Raw genomic sequence first — 16,659 nt, 5'->3', positions numbered from 1 at the left:
CACCGATTTGCGCCCTTTTTCCGTTGATGTTTTGGTTATGGCGAAAGAGTTGCTGTGATGGATCGCGCTTTAAAGATGGTCTATTATGATGACGTAAAGGTGGAAAAAGACATCTTTGCGCAGCTTTCGCTTGCCGAAAAGCATTTTCAGGGCGCAGGAATGCCGCGTGATGAAAGTGCGACTCGACGTATCCTTGACCAAATTCACCGTCAAAGCCGTGCGTTTGCTGCGATCTGCTATGGCTACATGCGCAGCAAGGGAATCGGCGTTGCCGAGGACCTTGGCGAAGGCCAGCAATGGTACCGCGAAGCGGCGTACTGGTTTAACGAAGAAGCATCATCGGGTGAGTCTATTTCGGCCAACAATCTTGGCTATCTTTATGCCAAGGGGCTTGGCGTTCAGGAAAATGCGGAAACCGCCGCGCACTGGTTTGAAGAAGCCGTTGAATTTGGCTCCGTGGCAGCACTTTATAATCTTGGTGTGTGCTATCTGAACGGCTGGGGTGTTTCTCAGGATGATGAAACGGCAATCGAGTACCTGCAGCGCGCGAGCGCACTGAACGACCCGTCAGCAGCCAGTGTTCTTGCCTATCTTTATCTTGAAGGCCGTGGTGTTAGCCGGGACCCATCCAAATCTTTTGAATACAACATGCGCGCGGCACGTGCGGGCAGCGTCGAAGCCGCATCGGCCCTTGGCTATGCGCTTGGCGTTGGTCTTGGTGCTGAACGCAATGTGGCCGAAAGCATCAGTTGGTTTGAAATGGCCGCCAGCGAGGGTGATGCATACGCGCAGGCCAATCTTGCGATGTATTTCTGTCACTCCTCGGATCTTAAGCTGTTTAACCGCGGCTGGACGATGTTGACACATGCCTGTGATCAGGGCGATGTGTCCGCCAAATATCAGATGACGCAAATCCTGATTTTTGGTGTACCCCATCGTGAACCCGACTACGCCGCAGCACTTGATATTGCGATGGATTTGGCTGAGCTTGGCCATCCCGGCGGTTATCACCTGATTGGGGTGATGTATGAACACGGCCTTGGCGTGCCTGTTGACATGGTGCGTTCGGCGACGTGGTTTGAACGTGCCGCACGCAAAGGATCTGCCAACGGTCAGGCTGGCCTTGGTCGCCTGTATGCCATCGGCAATGGCGTGGAACAGGACAATGTGCTGGCGTATTACTGGCTACGTATGTCGTCCCCTGCCGAAGGCAGTCAGGCATACCGCGAAATGGAAGCCGTTTTGGCCCGCATGAGTGAAAAAGAACGTCGCGTGGCCGAAAAATACGTTGCCGAAAATCCCGGCCCACGCCGCGGCAGCTTTGGTTTGAAACCGCTCGAGAATGGTGTTTTCAAATCGGGTACCAAGTTCGGGAACTAAAAAGCGTAGCGTTTTCTTCGCGGAAATGACGGTCGGGACGATACGTCCAACGCACTAAAAAGCCGCCTGCACATGCAGGGCGGCTTTTGTTTTGGGCGGTTGGTTTTTGGGGTTCGGCGCTTTCGGGGGCTACCCCCCGAAACTTTCCACCAAAGATCCGGCAATCAAGTACCAGCCGTCGACCATCACAAAGAAAATCAGCTTGAATGGTAGCGAGATGATGACAGGTGGCAGCATCATCATCCCCATCGACATCAGGATACTTGCAACCACCATGTCGATGATCAAAAACGGAATGAACAACAAAAAGCCGATTTCAAACGCCCGGCGGAGCTCGCTGATCATAAAGGCCGGGATCAGGGCGCGCAGCGGAATGCTTTCGGGGGTGGTGACTTCGACCTTTGCCAAATTAACAAACAATTCGAGGTCGCGGTCGCGTACCTGCGTCATCATGAAATCATGCACCGGGCTTACAGAACGCTCAAACCCTTCGAACTCATCAATGTCGCCATTGATCATCGGCTGAATGCCCTCATCCCAGACCCTTTCAAGGGTTGGCATCATGATGAACAGGGTCAGGAACATCGCCAGGCTGACAAGAACCTGATTGGGTGGGGACTGCTGAATGCCAAGGGCTGTTCGAAGCAGGCTGAGGACTACGATGATACGGGTAAAGGACGTCACCATCATCAGGATGGCCGGTGCGATGCTCAGGATCGTGATCAGGCCGATCAACTGAATCATGCGTCCCGATGACGTCACCCCCGGGCCTTCGCCCAGATCAAAATTAAACGTTTGTGCATGAACCGTATCGCCACCGATCAGAATGGCAATCAGGGGCAACAGTGACCAGATCGCACATAGCGTCAACCAGCGCGGTGCGCGCCACCGTGCGGGCGACGACGCGGTCGTGTTGTGCGACGTATCGTTATGATCGAAAGAACGGCTCATACGGGGGTTTTCCTGTCGGTCGTGTCGATGGTCTTGCGGGTGGCAGACAGGATATCGGCATCTTTTTCCCCGGTTTCCGGGGGATCTGTAACGTCACTGTCGAGAAGGTCGGTAAAATGGGTGCCGATGTTGCGTTCAACGATCATATCGCCATTTGGCCCCAACAAGACCAGATGTTCGGTATCATCACGTTTGAGAAGTACAAGACGGCGTTTGGTATCAACAGGAACCACTTCGACAATGGACAGGCGGCGTTTAATACCGCGCCGGTTGATGTTGCGCGCACCAGGCACAAAACGCCGTGCAATCAGGGCAAACACCCCGATAATGCCCAGAACAAAAATCAGGGCAGCAACAAACCGGAAATAAGCGCTTAGTTCCATCAGGTAGTCATCCCCGTGATCGACCCGAGACTGTCCAAAAGTGACGTCTTACCCGCAACGACCATATTTCTGTTTACCGCGACCACACCGGTCACACAAGATGTCAAACCGATGTTCGCACCGGTAAGGCGTTTGAAATCAGCCTTTTGCCACCATGGAAATCAAAAACCCTTATCGGGTTTTGGCCGCATGGGCATAGGCGTTTGTTGCCTGTGCAGTGTTACTGATGCCACGCAGTTGACGTTGAAGGTCGGCGTATTCCTGTTCCATATTGGTTTCAAACAGGGCCAATTCATCGGTAAGGGCTGCAAGCAGCGGTGTCACATCGGTGCGTTGTTCCGGGTTCATGGAACGGGCCTGCGCACACAGATCGGCAACTTTGGTTTCAAGGGCTGAAAGCTCAACAACCTTGCCGTCTTCAAGATACCGCTGACTGGTTCGGATCAGCGACAATACGCGCTTAAGATCCTTCTTGAACTGATCGGGTTTGAAATGTTCAGGGCTCATGATTGGCCTTCCCCGTTTCGATCACCTGATGGTGCAGCCGAGACCCTGTCGGTCGGCTCGGTCTGACTGCGCGATGGATCGCCGTAAATACGGTTGATCCGGTATATATAGTTCAAAATCTCGGCGACGGCAGCAAACGCTTCAAGCGGAATTTCGCTTTCGACTTCAACCGCCATCAGTATTTCCGTCAGATCGGTGTCCTTGCGGACCTTGATCCCGTTGGCAAAGGCCACCTGCAATATCTGTTCCGCAACGCCGCCTTCGCCCTTTGCACTAAGGACCGGGGCGTTGTCACGACCATGCGCATAGCGAAGGGCAACAGCCTTTTGCTCAGACGTTCCGGGCGCGGCAAATTTTTCCGTTTTGGATGCCGGTGCGTCCGTTATGTCATATGTGGGTTTTTTCCCGCTCATACTGCCCTTCAACCCGGGACGCTTTTGCCTGAATTTCAAATCTCAGGTTCGACCATAGACCCGAGATGGTCAACAAATCGTTGTCGAACCAGTTCACCACAGAAAGTTGCAATATAGGAGGACAGATGTCCGGGCCGGATTTAGGATATCCGCGACGTTAACGACGGGTGTCGGTTAAACGGGCACTGGAAATGGTGCCGCCCGGCGCGGGGACGGATCAAATGTCAGCTATCATCGGCGTCCTTGCCGATGTCAGCTTCTTTTTCGACCGTTTTGGCGGATGGCGATGAAGATTGTCCGAGATGACGGATAAGGTCTTCGCTGACGGCGGCAGAACGGTTTTCTTCCTGAATGCGGTCATAGAGTTCGCGTCGCAGGACCTGAACGTCTTCAGGGAATGTGAAGCCGAGCTTAACGGTCTTGCCACGGACCTCAACGACAGTGACCTCGATATTGTCGTCAATGACAACGGAGTCGCCGACTTTTCGTGTGAGATAGAGCATACGGTGTCCCGGTTTCGCTAGATGGCAAACATAATTTACCAGATCGTGCACAATATGCCCGCTTTCAAACGCGCGGTCTAGTACCAGCCTTCATTTGCGGGAAATCTATGCGAATTCAAGGATGTTTTCGGCTCTGGCACGCTTCATGCATTTAGGTTGGCAGGATTGTTCGGCGCGGCAAAAATCGCCTCTTTGATCAAACCGGCCCCGCAAGGGCGATGGCGTTAACGTCGGCTTTACCCGCGCACCCAATACTGAGCAAAGCGCAGACAAGGAGCAGAAAATGGATATCGGCAAACTTGGCATGTTCGCCAACCTTAAAGAAAAGATGGACTGGCTGACACAGCGTCAGGAAGTCATTGCGCAGAACATCGCCAACTCCGATACGCCAAATTACCGCCCCGACGATCTGAAAAAGTTCGATCCGAAGAATATCGGCCGCGATCGCCAGTTCATTCTGGCCATGAACGCGACCACGCCGGGCCACAGCCAGGGCCTGCATAAACCGCAAAACTTCAAGGACGAGGAAGTGCGCAAGAACTACGAAGTCGCACCGGGTAAAAACGCCGTCATCCTTGAAGAACAGATGGTCAAGATGAACGAAAACCAAGTCGATTATCAGACCATGACCCGTCTTTATTCCAAGCAGAAATCGATGTTCATTTCCGCCCTCGGCCGCATCTAACCCGATCGTAGAGAGTTAAAATCATGGAACTTTACAAAGCTTTTCAAATCTCTGCTGCTGGTATGCGCGCCCAGGGGACCCGTCTTCGTATTGCCGCGGAAAACGTTGCCAACGCCGATAGCCTTCCGACCCAGCCGGGACAGGACCCATATCGCCGTAAACTTCTGACGTTTAAAAATGTCATGGACCGCGAAGTCGGTGTTGAGATGGTTAAGGTCAATAAGGTCGTGCCTGATCGCTCCGATTTTGGTATGAAGTACGAACCAAGCCATCCAGCAGCCAACGATCAGGGGTACGTTCAGACCCCGAATGTCGAAACACTGGTTGAAATGATGGACATGCGCGAAGCACAGCGTTCCTATGAGGCCAACCTCAATGTGATCCAGTCATCGCGCAGCATGTTGCTTAAGACCCTTGATATCCTGCAGTAAGCAGTCATATCTAAAGGACCAAGACAAGTTTAAGGATCTCAACCGATGGTCTCCAGTTTCAACGATGCCATTTCTGCCTACCGCAATGCGGCTGCGGGCAAGACCGATACCGTCGCCGAACGTGTCACCGGTACGGGCAATACCGTTGATCCGGGGGAGAGTTTTGCCGACATGGTGCGTGGGGCGGCATATGATGCCCGCGATACCATGGTCAACAGCGAACAGATGACCCAAAAGGCCATTACCGGCGATGCTGAACTCCATGAAGTTGTGACGGCGGTTTCGGCGGCTGAAGTGACCCTGAGAACTGTGGTTGGGGTGCGTGACAAAGCTGTTGAGGCGTATCAAAGCATCCTGAACATGCCGGTCTGAATGCAGGCATGATGGCGTAAAGACGAAACCGCACGATAGACCGTGCGGTTTTTTGTTTTTGAAGAACCATTTGATACAACAGGAAATCATGGCAATCGGGCGGCCATATCCTGTATGAAGAATGAACCGGCGGCATGATCGCCAGCAAGAGTACGACGAGGCGGGAAGACCAGATGGATCAAGCGGAAATCATGGATGTGGCCTATGACGCAGTTTGGACACTGCTCAAGGTGACCACGCCGCTGATGTTGATCGCACTTGGGGTCGGTCTGGTCATCGCGCTGTTTCAAGCCCTGACACAAATTCAGGAAATGACACTGACGTTCGTGCCCAAAATTCTGGTGATTTTTGTGGCTCTTCTGGTGTTGTTGCCGTGGATGATGACGGAAATGGTCGAATTTATGGGCCGGATGGTTGATCATTTCATCGGACTGCCAAATTAGCGACGGCTCGCGGGCACTTGTTTTTTTGTCCATGTGCAACACGCACGCGTTATCCCGCCACTGTCATTCGCCCCGTTTCGTAACCCAAGGCAGCCAAGGCAAGATGGATCTTCAGGAGTTTCTTACTCTTAACGTCTATGTCGTCCTGATGAGTTTCGCCAGGGTCGGGGCCGCTTTTATGTATATGCCCGGTATCGGGGCGAGAAGTGTCCCCGCACGCGCCCGTCTTTTATTTGCTTTTTGGGTCGCGGTCGTGATTTCCCCGCTTGCGGGGCCTTTGTTCCCGCCTCAGCCTGCGGATGCGGCGTCTTTGCTGTTGGCTATTGGGTATGAAATTACGGTCGGGCTTTTCTTTGCCTTGTTCGCGCAAGTCATGCTGGCCGGTTTGCAAACAGCGGGGGGCATTATTGCCTACCTGTCATCGATGGCTAATGCTTTTTCATCTGACCCGCTGTCGGGCGCGCAAAGTGCGGTGACCGGCAACCTGTTGATTCAGGTCGGGATTGTCTTGTTGTTTGCCACCGGGATGGATCACTTGATGATCCAGGCCTTGTTTGAGAGCTATACCCTGTTTCCGCCCGGCGGGGCCTTGCCGGTTGGCGATATGAGTGAGTTTTTCGCCCATGCGATCAGTGACAGCTTCATGATTGCCGCCCAAATATCGGCACCGTTCCTGATTGTTGCGCTGGTATTGCAAATCGCACTCGGATTGTTAAATAAACTGATGCCGCAATTACCGGTTTTCTTCGTTGCCATGCCTGTTCAAATTGGGTTGGCACTGCTTTTATTGACGCTGGCATTGCCATCCATGATGATGGTGTTTCTTGAATACTACGAAAACGGACTTGAGGCATTTATCAATCCGTAGGGCAGAGTGCTCCGATTGTCGGGGTGATGCTCTGGCCATGAATGGGTAGCCAATGGCAGAAGAAGACGACAGCCAAAAGACAGAAGACCCCACAAGTAAAAAGCTTGAAGACGCGCGCAAAAAGGGTCAGGTGCCGGTTTCCAAGGAAGTCGGTAACTTCATGCTGTTGTTTGGTGGCGGTCTTGTCTTGATGATGCTTGGGCCGAGCATGGCCGAAGCTGTTCGCGATCTCTCGCTTGGCTTTATTGAACATCCGCACATGATTGATGTTAGTCGGGCAGGCATGCCGATCCTGTTTAAGGATGTGATGCTGGGAATGCTGTGGGTTCTGGGCATCCCGTTTGTGCTTTTGGTTTTCTTTGCGGCGGCCGGCCATCTGTTACAGAACGGCCTTGTGGTGGCCGTCGACCGGATCGAACCAAAGCCAGAAAAGCTTAACCCACTCAAAGGGCTTAAAAATCAGTTTTCGATGAAAACGATGGTTGAGTTCGTCAAGAATGTCTCAAAGCTTTTGCTGGTCGGTGTCGTTCTTACACTTGTGATCATGCCAGAACTGGTTGACGTCGAACTGTACCCCCAAATACCATTGGCCTTAACGCTTGAGCGTCTCTACGACATGATCGTGATCTTGTTGATTGCGACCATTTCACTGACGGCCGTGATTGCCGGCTTGGACTTTGCCTACCAACGGTATGAGTTCAACAAGCAGATGAAAATGTCCAAGCAGGAAATCAAGGACGAATATAAGCAGACCGAAGGCAGTCCGGAAATCAAGGCCAAAGTCCGTCAAATCCGTATGCAACGCGCTCAACAGCGCATGATGTCAAACGTTCCCTCTGCCGACGTGGTGATTACCAACCCGACCCATTTTGCGGTCGCACTTAAATACGACATTGATACGATGGGTGCCCCGATGTGTGTCGCCAAGGGGCAGGACAACATCGCGCTTAAAATCCGTGAAGTGGCCGAAGAAAACGGCGTGACCGTCATGGAAAACCCGCCGGTTGCCCGTGCGCTATTTGCCACGGTTGAAATCGATCAGGAAGTTCCCCCCGAACATTACAAAGCCGTCGCCGAGATCATCTCGTTCGTGTTCCGTCAAAAAGGCAAGAAGCTGGGATAGCGGACTTATTGCTAAATTGTGAATTCCGCCCGGCTTCGGCGTTTCGACATTTTTCCACCTCAATTTCGGCATGATCCTGATTAAAAACGCGCAGCTTCTAAACAGCGTGCTCCGTTGGCATGCATGCCATACGGGGGATTCGTTGCGCCAACCAACTGAAAGTGGAAAATATTGTCTATTGTGAAAAATCATGCTGGCCGTCTTGTCGCGGGCAGTCTTGCGGTCCTGATATGTATCGCGCCCTTGTCTGTCAGGGCAGAGGACACCACGGATGACATCGTGCAAACCGTACGTGATCTTGAAGGCCGTCTTGACGCCCGGATCGGTATTGCGGTTATGGACACTCAAAGCAATCAGAACTGGCATTATCGCGGGGACGAACGTTTCCCGATGACCAGCACGTTCAAAGCCCTTGCCTGTGCCGCGATCCTGTCGCGGGTTGATGAGGGGAAGGAAAACCTTGAGCGTAAGGTGGTCTTTGCAAAAAGTGATCTTGTGACCTATTCACCGGTCACGGAAAAACATGTCGGGGCGCCGGGTATGACGATTGGGGCATTATGTGATGCTACCATGTCGCTAAGTGACAATACCGCGGGCAATTTGATCATGGATGCACTGGGCGGTCCCGATGGGGTAACGGCCTTTTTGCGTGATATCGGCGATAATACGACCCGTCTTGATCGACGTGAACCGGAACTGAACGAAGCCGTTCCGGGGGATCTGCGCGATACAACCACGCCCGATGCAATCGCCCGAACCCTGCGCGATCTGGTTTTGGGCGATGTGCTGTCCGATCCATCGCGCCAGCACTTAAAAAGCTGGCTGGTCGGCAATAAGGTTGGCGGGCCATTGATCCGGGCGGGCATGCCCGATGACTGGGTGATCGGTGATCGCACCGGTGCTGGTGGCTACGGATCGCGGGGTAATATTGGCATTATTTGGCCGACCGGGCGAAAGCCGCTGGTTGTGGCAGTTTATATTACCCAAACTGATGCGTCGTTTGATGCCCGTAATGCCGCGATTGCCGAAATTGGGAATGCCATTGCTACTGCTGTCGCGGTAAAGACCAACAAGGAGCCATTGTGACGGCTCGCCGGTATATAACTTGCTGGTATAAATAGAACCCTGAGTGGGGCGTCGGCACCTGCTGATCGCCCCGCCATATTATTTATCCTTGAGGCAAGGGGACAAAACCCGCCCGACGATTACAAGGTGGTGCCCGGTAAAACTTGCCGGTAGCCAGTCGTCTCATAACCAGCTAAAAGTATAGACTATTGTGATAAGTTATTGGCTTTAAAGGCGGTCGCGTGCTGTTTCGGGGGCTCATCCTTGCTGTAAGTGTCGCATTTGTTGCGTTTGTCTATGTCCTGCTTGAGGTCATGGCAAAGGCAGGTCTTGATGCGCGTCTGATGTGGATCATCGGGTCGATGGTGACCGGGGTCGCAATTGTTGCGGTCGGGGCATTGTCGCTGTCTGCGCGTTGGCGCAATGGCGGGCATGACGAACTCGGCCCCGTGATCAATGGTCTTTCGAAATCCGATATCGGCGTTGCGCTGATTGATGCTTATGGCCGGACGATCTATGCCAACCCGGCGTTCTCGCGCAAACTGGCGATCGAACCCGGGGCGGATATGCTGTCTGCCCTTGAAGCACGTCTTTCCTATCTTGATATCGGCAGTGCCGATCTGGCCGAACTTCGCACCCGTGCCATGCGCGGCGAAGGCGGGGAGATGTACATCGACCTGTCGCGATCTGAAAAGTTTGTTGCGGCTGATCATCTTGCGACACCCGATGATGCCCAGGGAGACCGCGAAAACATAACCAACGCCAGTGACGACACTGCGCCGGTCGCAATGGCAAATGGCGCATGCCTGCGCATCGCGGTTACGGCGGGTAATGCCCGTTCCGGCCAAATGTTATGGACGGTCGATGGTGTTGATCCGTCTGTCATGACAGAGTCCGGTGCGTCGGTATTGATGCCGTCGCATGGCGAGGATAGCCCATTCCAGATTGCCGCCCAGCAGGCCGACGATATGCCCACCATGTTGCCCGCTGTTGCCGGTGCGATTGCGGGTGGTCTTGAACATGCTGATCAAATGATTGAACGTCTGCCGGTCGGGGTGTGCGGGCTGGATGAAGAAGGCCGAATTCTTTACCTCAACCGCCGTTTGGCAAGTTGGCTTGGCGGCGATCCCGAAGATTTCAACAGCGGGTCACTTGAACTGGCTGACCTGATTGTCGGTGACGGGATCAATGGCGAGGTCAAGCTTAAGGTCAAGGGCGGCGAGCCGATCCGATGCTTTGTCACCCATTCGATCAATGCTCCGGGCACGGGCCCGGTTCGCAGTCAGGCCGTGATCTTCCCCGATCCGATGCCGGCCCACGAATGGGAACATGCACTGGCAGAAACCGAGCGCCGGGTACGCTGGTTCTTTGATGAAAGCCCGCTGTCGATTGTGCTGGCTGATATGTCGGGGACTGTGACCGATGCCAACCGGGCCTTTATCGTTACCGCCGGGCAGCGCCATGAAAATGTGGTGGGCCGGTCGATCCTTGAACTGATCCTGCCCGAAGACCGCGACGAGGTTGCGCGTTATCTGTCCAAGGCCGTTATGGGCATGGGCAAGGGCGGTCAGATCGAAGCCCGCCTTTCGGGCGCGCGCGGTGTTGCTGCACAGATTTACCTGCAACGGGTTGCCGGGCGTTCGGGCGAAGCCGGTGCGTTGCTTTTGAACTTCCTTGATACGACCGAGCAGAAGAACCTTGAGGAACAATTTGCCCAGTCCCAGAAAATGCAGGCGGTTGGTCAGCTTGCCGGTGGTGTGGCGCATGACTTCAACAATCTTCTGACCGCGATGATCGGGTTCTGCGATCTGTTACTGTCGCGCCATGGTCCGGGTGATCCGAGCTTTGCCGACATCATGCAGATCAAACAGAATGCCAATCGTGCGGCCAATCTTGTCCGGCAATTGCTGGCGTTCTCACGCCGTCAGACCCTGCAACCCAAAATTATCAACATCACCGATGCGCTGGCAGAAATGTCGAACCTGCTGCGTCGCCTGATTGGTGAGAAGATTGATCTTAAGGTCAATCATGGCCGTGACATCGGGTTGGTCAAGGTTGATCCGGGCCAGCTTGATCAGGTGATTATTAACCTTGTGGTCAATGCCCGTGATGCGATGGCAGGCGAGGGCGGCGTCCTGACGGTTCAGACCAGCACCGAAATCATTGACGAGCCAAAGGCAACTGGCACGGAAGTTATCCCGCCGGGCGATTATATCGGCATCAAGGTGTCTGATAACGGCATTGGTATTCCCAAGGACAATCTGACTCGCATTTTCGAGCCCTTCTTCTCGACCAAACAACGCGGCGAGGGGACCGGGCTTGGCCTTTCGACTGTCTATGGCATTGTCAAACAGACCGGTGGCTTTATCGCCGTTGACAGCGAAGAAGGCAAAGGCACGACCTTTACCATCTATCTGCCGCGCTATGAGGCGACCGAGGAAGAGCTGGCTGAAACGCAGGCCGTCGCCGAAGAAGCCCCGTCCCGTGATTTGACGGGAACGGGGGCAATCCTTCTGGTTGAGGACGAAGACGCGGTGCGGACCTTTGGCGCCCGTGCACTTCGCAGCAAGGGTTATGAGGTGCTCGAGGCCAATAACGGCGAAAACGCGCTTGAAGTCTTAAACAAGACCGACAAGACGATTGATCTGGTGATTTCCGATGTGGTGATGCCCGGGATCGATGGCCCGACCCTGGTCCGCATGCTGCGTGAACAGAAACCGGAACTCAAAGTCATCTTTATCTCCGGCTATGCCGAAGATACCTATCGCGATGAACTTGACGAAGAAAACGGCGTGCATTTCCTGCCCAAGCCGTTCTCGCTCAAGGATCTGGCGACCAAGGTCAAAGAAGTGCTTTAAGTCTGTTGGACGTCGATGCCCAGTTAAGCTGACAGGTAAAAGATCGAGCTCAGATAAAGTCCCAGCATCGCAACACTTTCCCATCCGATATTACCGATCCCGCGTTTCTCGCGGTTAAGCATGCCGAGCAACAATACCCCGGTCATCAGGATCACCAGCCCGATGGTAAACAGGTGCTGGTCGGTAAAGGCGGCATAAATCGATCCATCGCGATAGGCAATATCGGATGCGGCGAGGAACAGCACGTCAAATGCATTCCCGCCAATGATATTGCCAAGGGCAAGGTTCACCGCCCCGATGCGAACCGCAGCAATGGCCGAAACAAGCTCGGGCAGTGAGGTGGCAATCGCGGTCAGGAAGGTGCCCACAGCGGTTTCGCTCATGCCGGTTTTCTCAACAACAGCAAGGCCGCTTTGTCCGATGGTGTGCCCTGCAACCGCCGTCACCCCGGCAAGGATGAGAAATTCACTCCAAAGGCGCAGGTTACTTTCGGGGTGTATGTCTTCGTCGTCTTCCTTGGCATCTTCGTCTGTCACATCGGTTTTCTTGGGGTGCCACATCGGTTCGCTACGGATTTCTGCCAGCAAGGACAACCCGAAGCCATAGATGACAAACAACAGGATCGACGCCGGATGAATGTGAAAGATCATCCATTCTGGCCCAGCATAGGCCAGAATTGGCACGGCAAGCATGCTCACCAGCAAGGTTGCCTGCGCCAGACCGGTTGCACTGGCCGCAGCATGTTCAAGGTTGCTTTTGCGATAGACAATATCGGCCGCAGCCAGAAAAGTTGTCTGTGCGGCAATCCCGCCCAGCGCATTCCCAATCGCAAGATCGGTATATCCCTGCCATGCGGTGGTGACCGACAGCACACTGCCCGGAAGGCTGGTAGACATACCGACAAACAGGGCACCGGCGATGATCTGTCCCATGCCGGTACGCTCTGCCAGTTTGACGGCAACGCTGGCCAGTCGTACGCCAGCAAAACCAATGGTGATTGTGCAAATGGCAAATATCGTAATGATTCCGGGCAAGGGTAGCTCGGCGATGTCAAAGGGCATGCGGCGTCTTTCGAAAATGTCGGGTTCCCATGCCTTTAACTTCTGACGAAGCTTCTTGTTCCACGAAATGCTTGTCGTTCTAGAAGAAATCCGGCGCGGAAATAACCTGCAGTTCCTGTTCTGAAAACCTTCTGGTTTGCATTCATTCAAATTGGCAAAGGACGCCCGATATTATGGGGCGTCCTTTTCTTTTGCGGGCTTTATGCGGCAATTTCGTCGTCGGTCGGACCAAAGATTTCGTAATGAATCTGGTCGTGTGAAACGCCCTGTGTGTGAAGGTCATTGACCATTTTACGCAAAAACGGCTTGGGTCCGCACAGGAAGAAATCAGCCTTGGAAAACGGTGTGTTGTCCTTAAGCCAGTCGGTCGAGATATAGCCGGTCAGATCATGGGTGACACCGGGTTTATCCTGGGGTTCCGGGGCACTGTAAAACGTGGCGACAGACATGTTGCCATGCTGATGGGCGATCTTGTGAATATGGGGGCCCATCGCATGGGTTCGACTGTTTAGCGCACCATGCACATAGTGGGTTTCCACATCAGGATAATGCGCGCCGATGGTTTCAAGTATGCTGACCATCGGGGTTAATCCAACCCCCGCTGACAGCAACACCACCGGGCGTTCGGGCTCGTCGGGCAAATAGAAATCACCGGCAGGCGGGGTGATTTCAATGATGTCACCGATTTCGGTTGCTTCATGCAAGAACCGCGACCCGCCTTGACCTTTGGGTTCAAGCTTTACCGAAATTCGGTAGTCCTGATTGTTGGGCGCGCATGAGATCGAATAATTCCGCTTGATTTCAATACCATCGGCAAGACCAAGGCGCAGTGTAAGATACTGCCCCGGCCGATGTGCCAAAACCGGTAAATTATCGACCGGGGAAAGGATGAAAGAGGTAATAACCTCGCTTTCGGGGTATTTGGCCGTAACCCGAAACGGGCGCCAGCCTGTCCAGCCACCGGTCCGGCTTTCAAGGTCGGTGCGGATGTCAGCTTCGCGGCCAATCAGGATATTGGCCAAGAACCAATAGGCATCCCCCCACGCCGCGAGGATTTCATCATTGACCTTATCGCCAAGGACTTCGGCAATCGCCCCCAAAAGGGCGCGTGCGACATAGGCGTAATGTTCAGGAAGGATGTGATAACCGATATGTTTATGCGCAATGCGTTCGACGACGGGAACCAGCGTGTCCAGATTATCGATGTTGCGCGCATAAGCCAGAAGGGCCCCGGCAAGGGCATGGACCTGTGATCCACTGTCTCCTTGGTTGGAGTGATTGAACAATGCCCGGATGTGGGCATCCTCAAACAGCTTGCCATACATGATTTTGGTGATGTCCGTGCCATAGGTTGAAAGGGCGGGGACAGTGGATTTGACCAGCGTGATGGTGTGCGGCGAAAGGGGTTTTTGCATAACCGGATCTCCTCAAAGGTGGTGTCCAGACACAGCAACACTGTTCAGCTTTTGCGAAGCTGTGCGGGACAGGGCGAAAGAATGAAAAAGCGTTAGGAACGGCAGCCGGGAACCGGGGACGGAAGGCCCGAAAACGACGTTACCCGGATATTCCCGATGGATGTAGCCCGCCGTGGGTTGGCTCATACATCACATATTTCAGCCGGTCGGCGATGCGTGCGGCTTTTATCTGCATCAGTTGGGCAACCTCAACCGGCAACAATTCGGTGGTGGTTTGTGTCCATAAATGCAGCCAGCGATCGAACATTACCGGGGTGATTTCATGGGCGTGCAGGGCATGCAGGGCCAGTGGGTTTCCCTTGTATCGGCCCGTGGTCAGCATCAGTGACGACCAGAAATCCTCAAGCCGGGCAAGATGTTCATCCCAGTCCTCAATAACGCGGGAAAAGATCGGGCCAAGTTCCGGGTCTTGCCGGACACGCTGATAAAATACGGCCAGCACTTCGGGGAGCTTGTTGGGATCAAGGGCAGGAGATGTCATGACATGGGTCTCGTTTAATAAGTATTTAAAATGCATATATATGGTTAAATAGGTATTGTAAATGCAAATTAATATAACTCAAAAAATCATCGTGCTATGATTAACGTAGGCCATTGATATGTATTTGTTTTTCGGAATTCATATCAATCAAAAGATCGAACAAACCGCGCTGCCGCGACAGCACATCGGCCAATGTCATCTTATCGAGTGTTTGGAAAAACGACTCTTCGGCTTCCTTAAGGATCACGGCCAGCCCACAGGCCGGTGCCAGACGGCATTCACCACCGTCTTCGCGCATGCATTCAACCAGCACGGACTGGCTTTCAAGTTGGCGCACCAATGTCCCGATACAGATGTCTTCGGGTTTGCGTGACAGTGCAATGCCCCCGGCACGCCCACGCACGGTTTCAAGATATCCTTCTGCCGCCAACCACTGGGTGACCTTGGCCAGATGATTGTATTTGGCATTGTGAATGGCGGCAATTTCGCGGGTCGACATCAAGGCACCATTTGAGGCTGCCAGATGCATGATGACCCTAAGGGCGTAATCGGTAAAACGTGTAAGCTGCATACCGTCATTCTAGTCGAAAAAGATGTATTTGAAATACGAATAATACTGCACTGATCTGCAATGCTTTGTTTTATGCATGGTAACGGGCTTAACACTAAAAATTACCGGGCGCCGGATTTGTCTGGTCGCCTTAAACGGGGAGGGGGCTCAGAAATTTAAACCCCTGATTTTCTATGCCGTAATAAAGTCCTGTGAACTTATCCTTCCGATGTAGCCAAATGTAATCTTACCGATTATCGTGGTGCCATACCGGATCGGAAAATAAGGTTCGGACAGGCCGCAGGTCACAATTTTCTGCGGTTGTACTGGTTGGAACGGCATATGTCCCGCAAGGGATAACAACAAAAAAAACGAAATGCCGTGGGGTTTAGATGGCGCGTAATCCAAAGAACAGGTTCGTTCGATCCTGTTTCGTTGCCGTAATTTTTGTAATCGCTCTTTTCCTTTCTTTCAGTCTATTGCCCGCAGCGCATGCTGCGGAAAAATGCCTGCGCATCGGCATGCCTGAAATTTACACCGACCAACGCGGTATTGAGCCCTATCGCACTGTCATGGCCGAGGCCGGGCTTTGTGTCCAACCCGTTCCGATGCCCAATGCAAGATCCGTTCTTGCGATACGAAGGGGCGATATTGATGGCCTGTTTGCTGCTGTGAACGATTTGCCCGATCTTGCGGGTGTCGCCGTTGTTCGGGGTAAGGTTACACTGGGGAACGTCAAGGGGCTGTTGATTGTCCGCAGTGGCGATGTTTCCGGGATTGGGGATCTAAAAGACGAGCTCCTTGGTATCTGGCTTGGCGAAACCTGGTCAAAAAACCTGATTGCCAGTTACCCAAACGTCATTGGGGTTCCACGTGGCCCGCAAATGATGCAGCAAATGCTGCGCGAAGGTCGACTTGATGCCATGCTCATGGATGCCTATTCGCTTAAGATTTCTGGCGGGGTCCCCGACGGGTACAAGGGCATTCCGATTGCAGATATCGTCGTCCATAGTTGGCTGCGCGCCGAATTTGCCGAATTCCTGCCCAAGCTGGATGAAGGCACACGCGCATATCAAAAAAAGCTGTTTGCTCTATCGCGCGAGCCCTGAC

General features: G+C 53.4%; 19 protein-coding genes. 10 read left to right on the top strand and 9 right to left on the bottom strand.

The annotated features are described in order from the left end of the window. The first annotated feature begins 57 nt into the window (after positions 1 to 57). Positions 58 to 1,380 carry a tetratricopeptide repeat protein gene (locus AMM48_RS21580; RefSeq protein ID WP_102785758.1) on the top strand — a complete coding sequence of 441 codons (1,323 nt, stop codon included), beginning with the start codon at positions 58 to 60 and terminating at the stop codon, positions 1,378 to 1,380. Positions 1,381 to 1,509: 129 nt separating this feature from the next. Here the strand turns inward: AMM48_RS21580 and fliP are convergent, their stop codons facing one another. The 5 genes from fliP to csrA form a co-directional block, all read right to left on the bottom strand. After that, positions 1,510 to 2,331, bottom strand: coding sequence for a flagellar type III secretion system pore protein FliP (gene fliP, locus AMM48_RS21575; protein WP_102785757.1), 822 nt, complete (start codon positions 2,329 to 2,331; stop codon positions 1,510 to 1,512). Further along, positions 2,328 to 2,714 carry a flagellar biosynthetic protein FliO gene (locus tag AMM48_RS21570; protein WP_102785756.1) on the bottom strand — a complete coding sequence of 129 codons (387 nt, stop codon included), beginning with the start codon at positions 2,712 to 2,714 and terminating at the stop codon, positions 2,328 to 2,330. The genes fliP and AMM48_RS21570 overlap by 4 nt, the downstream gene beginning before the upstream one ends. A 171-nt stretch (positions 2,715 to 2,885) precedes the next feature. Next, the gene (locus tag AMM48_RS21565; RefSeq protein ID WP_022731892.1) at positions 2,886 to 3,221 is read right to left on the bottom strand and encodes a hypothetical protein; all 336 of its coding nucleotides are present in this window, start codon (positions 3,219 to 3,221) and stop codon (positions 2,886 to 2,888) included. Then, the gene (locus tag AMM48_RS21560; protein ID WP_101302072.1) at positions 3,218 to 3,634 is read right to left on the bottom strand and encodes an EscU/YscU/HrcU family type III secretion system export apparatus switch protein; all 417 of its coding nucleotides are present in this window, start codon (positions 3,632 to 3,634) and stop codon (positions 3,218 to 3,220) included. The genes AMM48_RS21565 and AMM48_RS21560 overlap by 4 nt, the downstream gene beginning before the upstream one ends. Positions 3,635 to 3,858: 224 nt before the next feature. After that, positions 3,859 to 4,137 (bottom strand): carbon storage regulator CsrA, encoded by a 279-nt coding sequence (gene csrA / locus AMM48_RS21555; protein WP_028791477.1) that lies wholly within the window; start codon positions 4,135 to 4,137, stop codon positions 3,859 to 3,861. A gap of 283 nt (positions 4,138 to 4,420) precedes the next feature. On the opposite strand from csrA, the gene flgB reads away from it, so the two are divergent. The 8 genes from flgB (at position 4,421) to AMM48_RS21515 (ending at position 11,982) form a co-directional block, all read left to right on the top strand. Beyond that, complete coding sequence (gene flgB / locus AMM48_RS21550) at positions 4,421 to 4,822, top strand: flagellar basal body rod protein FlgB (protein ID WP_022731895.1); 402 nt, start codon at positions 4,421 to 4,423, stop codon at positions 4,820 to 4,822. A 23-nt stretch (positions 4,823 to 4,845) separates the two neighbouring features. Further along, complete coding sequence (gene flgC / locus AMM48_RS21545; protein ID WP_022731896.1) at positions 4,846 to 5,253, top strand: flagellar basal body rod protein FlgC; 408 nt, start codon at positions 4,846 to 4,848, stop codon at positions 5,251 to 5,253. A gap of 45 nt (positions 5,254 to 5,298) precedes the next feature. Then, positions 5,299 to 5,625: a flagellar hook-basal body complex protein FliE gene (fliE, locus tag AMM48_RS21540; RefSeq protein ID WP_022731897.1), complete on the top strand. Its 327-nt coding sequence runs from the start codon at positions 5,299 to 5,301 to the stop codon at positions 5,623 to 5,625. Between the two features lie 173 nt (positions 5,626 to 5,798). Next, positions 5,799 to 6,068, top strand: a complete 270-nt coding sequence (gene fliQ, locus AMM48_RS21535; RefSeq protein WP_022731898.1) for a flagellar biosynthesis protein FliQ — start codon at positions 5,799 to 5,801, stop codon at positions 6,066 to 6,068. A gap of 103 nt (positions 6,069 to 6,171) precedes the next feature. Then, on the top strand, positions 6,172 to 6,936 hold the full coding sequence (gene fliR, locus AMM48_RS21530) for a flagellar biosynthetic protein FliR (RefSeq protein ID WP_102785755.1): 765 nt from the start codon (positions 6,172 to 6,174) through the stop codon (positions 6,934 to 6,936). A gap of 52 nt (positions 6,937 to 6,988) precedes the next feature. Next, positions 6,989 to 8,059, top strand: coding sequence for a flagellar biosynthesis protein FlhB (gene flhB / locus AMM48_RS21525; RefSeq protein WP_102785754.1), 1,071 nt, complete (start codon positions 6,989 to 6,991; stop codon positions 8,057 to 8,059). A gap of 279 nt (positions 8,060 to 8,338) precedes the next feature. Then, positions 8,339 to 9,145, top strand: coding sequence for a class A beta-lactamase (gene bla, locus AMM48_RS21520; protein ID WP_244271341.1), 807 nt, complete (start codon positions 8,339 to 8,341; stop codon positions 9,143 to 9,145). Between the two features lie 221 nt (positions 9,146 to 9,366). Then, the gene (locus AMM48_RS21515) at positions 9,367 to 11,982 is read left to right on the top strand and encodes a PAS domain-containing sensor histidine kinase (protein ID WP_102785752.1); all 2,616 of its coding nucleotides are present in this window, start codon (positions 9,367 to 9,369) and stop codon (positions 11,980 to 11,982) included. Positions 11,983 to 12,005: 23 nt separating this feature from the next. Here AMM48_RS21515 and AMM48_RS21510 read toward each other — a convergent pair whose 3' ends face one another. The 4 genes from AMM48_RS21510 to AMM48_RS21495 form a co-directional block, all read right to left on the bottom strand. Next, positions 12,006 to 13,043, bottom strand: coding sequence for a sodium:calcium antiporter (locus tag AMM48_RS21510; RefSeq protein WP_102785751.1), 1,038 nt, complete (start codon positions 13,041 to 13,043; stop codon positions 12,006 to 12,008). Positions 13,044 to 13,243: 200 nt separating this feature from the next. Then, positions 13,244 to 14,458, bottom strand: coding sequence for an NO-inducible flavohemoprotein (hmpA, locus tag AMM48_RS21505; RefSeq protein ID WP_102785750.1), 1,215 nt, complete (start codon positions 14,456 to 14,458; stop codon positions 13,244 to 13,246). A 139-nt stretch (positions 14,459 to 14,597) separates the two neighbouring features. Further along, a complete protein-coding gene (locus AMM48_RS21500) occupies positions 14,598 to 14,999 on the bottom strand; it encodes a group III truncated hemoglobin (protein WP_022731906.1) in 402 nt (133 codons plus the stop codon). A gap of 100 nt (positions 15,000 to 15,099) precedes the next feature. After that, positions 15,100 to 15,570 carry an Rrf2 family transcriptional regulator gene (locus tag AMM48_RS21495; RefSeq protein ID WP_102785749.1) on the bottom strand — a complete coding sequence of 157 codons (471 nt, stop codon included), beginning with the start codon at positions 15,568 to 15,570 and terminating at the stop codon, positions 15,100 to 15,102. Between the two features lie 500 nt (positions 15,571 to 16,070). Here AMM48_RS21495 and AMM48_RS21490 point away from each other — a divergent pair, with 500 nt between their 5' ends. Continuing rightward, positions 16,071 to 16,658, top strand: coding sequence for a hypothetical protein (locus AMM48_RS21490; protein WP_146030439.1), 588 nt, complete (start codon positions 16,071 to 16,073; stop codon positions 16,656 to 16,658). The last annotated feature ends 1 nt before the right edge of the window (position 16,659 follow it).

It is taken from the genome of Thalassospira sp. GB04J01, assembly GCF_000751115.1.
GTDB lineage: Bacteria > Pseudomonadota > Alphaproteobacteria > Rhodospirillales > Thalassospiraceae > Thalassospira > Thalassospira lucentensis.
The sequence above is the reverse complement of the archived record's forward strand: the minus strand, read 5'-3'. Positions and strand labels throughout refer to the sequence as shown.

Coding starts and splice junctions, on each gene's coding strand:
- AMM48_RS21580 (WP_102785758.1), top strand. CDS start 58: ATGGATCGCGCTTTAAAGATGGTCTATTATGATGACGTAAAGGTGGAA.
- fliP (WP_102785757.1), bottom strand. CDS start 2,331: ATGAGCCGTTCTTTCGATCATAACGATACGTCGCACAACACGACCGCG.
- AMM48_RS21570 (WP_102785756.1), bottom strand. CDS start 2,714: ATGGAACTAAGCGCTTATTTCCGGTTTGTTGCTGCCCTGATTTTTGTT.
- AMM48_RS21565 (WP_022731892.1), bottom strand. CDS start 3,221: ATGAGCCCTGAACATTTCAAACCCGATCAGTTCAAGAAGGATCTTAAG.
- AMM48_RS21560 (WP_101302072.1), bottom strand. CDS start 3,634: ATGAGCGGGAAAAAACCCACATATGACATAACGGACGCACCGGCATCC.
- csrA (WP_028791477.1), bottom strand. CDS start 4,137: ATGCTCTATCTCACACGAAAAGTCGGCGACTCCGTTGTCATTGACGAC.
- flgB (WP_022731895.1), top strand. CDS start 4,421: ATGGATATCGGCAAACTTGGCATGTTCGCCAACCTTAAAGAAAAGATG.
- flgC (WP_022731896.1), top strand. CDS start 4,846: ATGGAACTTTACAAAGCTTTTCAAATCTCTGCTGCTGGTATGCGCGCC.
- fliE (WP_022731897.1), top strand. CDS start 5,299: ATGGTCTCCAGTTTCAACGATGCCATTTCTGCCTACCGCAATGCGGCT.
- fliQ (WP_022731898.1), top strand. CDS start 5,799: ATGGATCAAGCGGAAATCATGGATGTGGCCTATGACGCAGTTTGGACA.
- fliR (WP_102785755.1), top strand. CDS start 6,172: ATGGATCTTCAGGAGTTTCTTACTCTTAACGTCTATGTCGTCCTGATG.
- flhB (WP_102785754.1), top strand. CDS start 6,989: ATGGCAGAAGAAGACGACAGCCAAAAGACAGAAGACCCCACAAGTAAA.
- AMM48_RS21510 (WP_102785751.1), bottom strand. CDS start 13,043: ATGCCCTTTGACATCGCCGAGCTACCCTTGCCCGGAATCATTACGATA.
- hmpA (WP_102785750.1), bottom strand. CDS start 14,458: ATGCAAAAACCCCTTTCGCCGCACACCATCACGCTGGTCAAATCCACT.
- AMM48_RS21500 (WP_022731906.1), bottom strand. CDS start 14,999: ATGACATCTCCTGCCCTTGATCCCAACAAGCTCCCCGAAGTGCTGGCC.
- AMM48_RS21495 (WP_102785749.1), bottom strand. CDS start 15,570: ATGCAGCTTACACGTTTTACCGATTACGCCCTTAGGGTCATCATGCAT.
- AMM48_RS21490 (WP_146030439.1), top strand. CDS start 16,071: ATGCCTGAAATTTACACCGACCAACGCGGTATTGAGCCCTATCGCACT.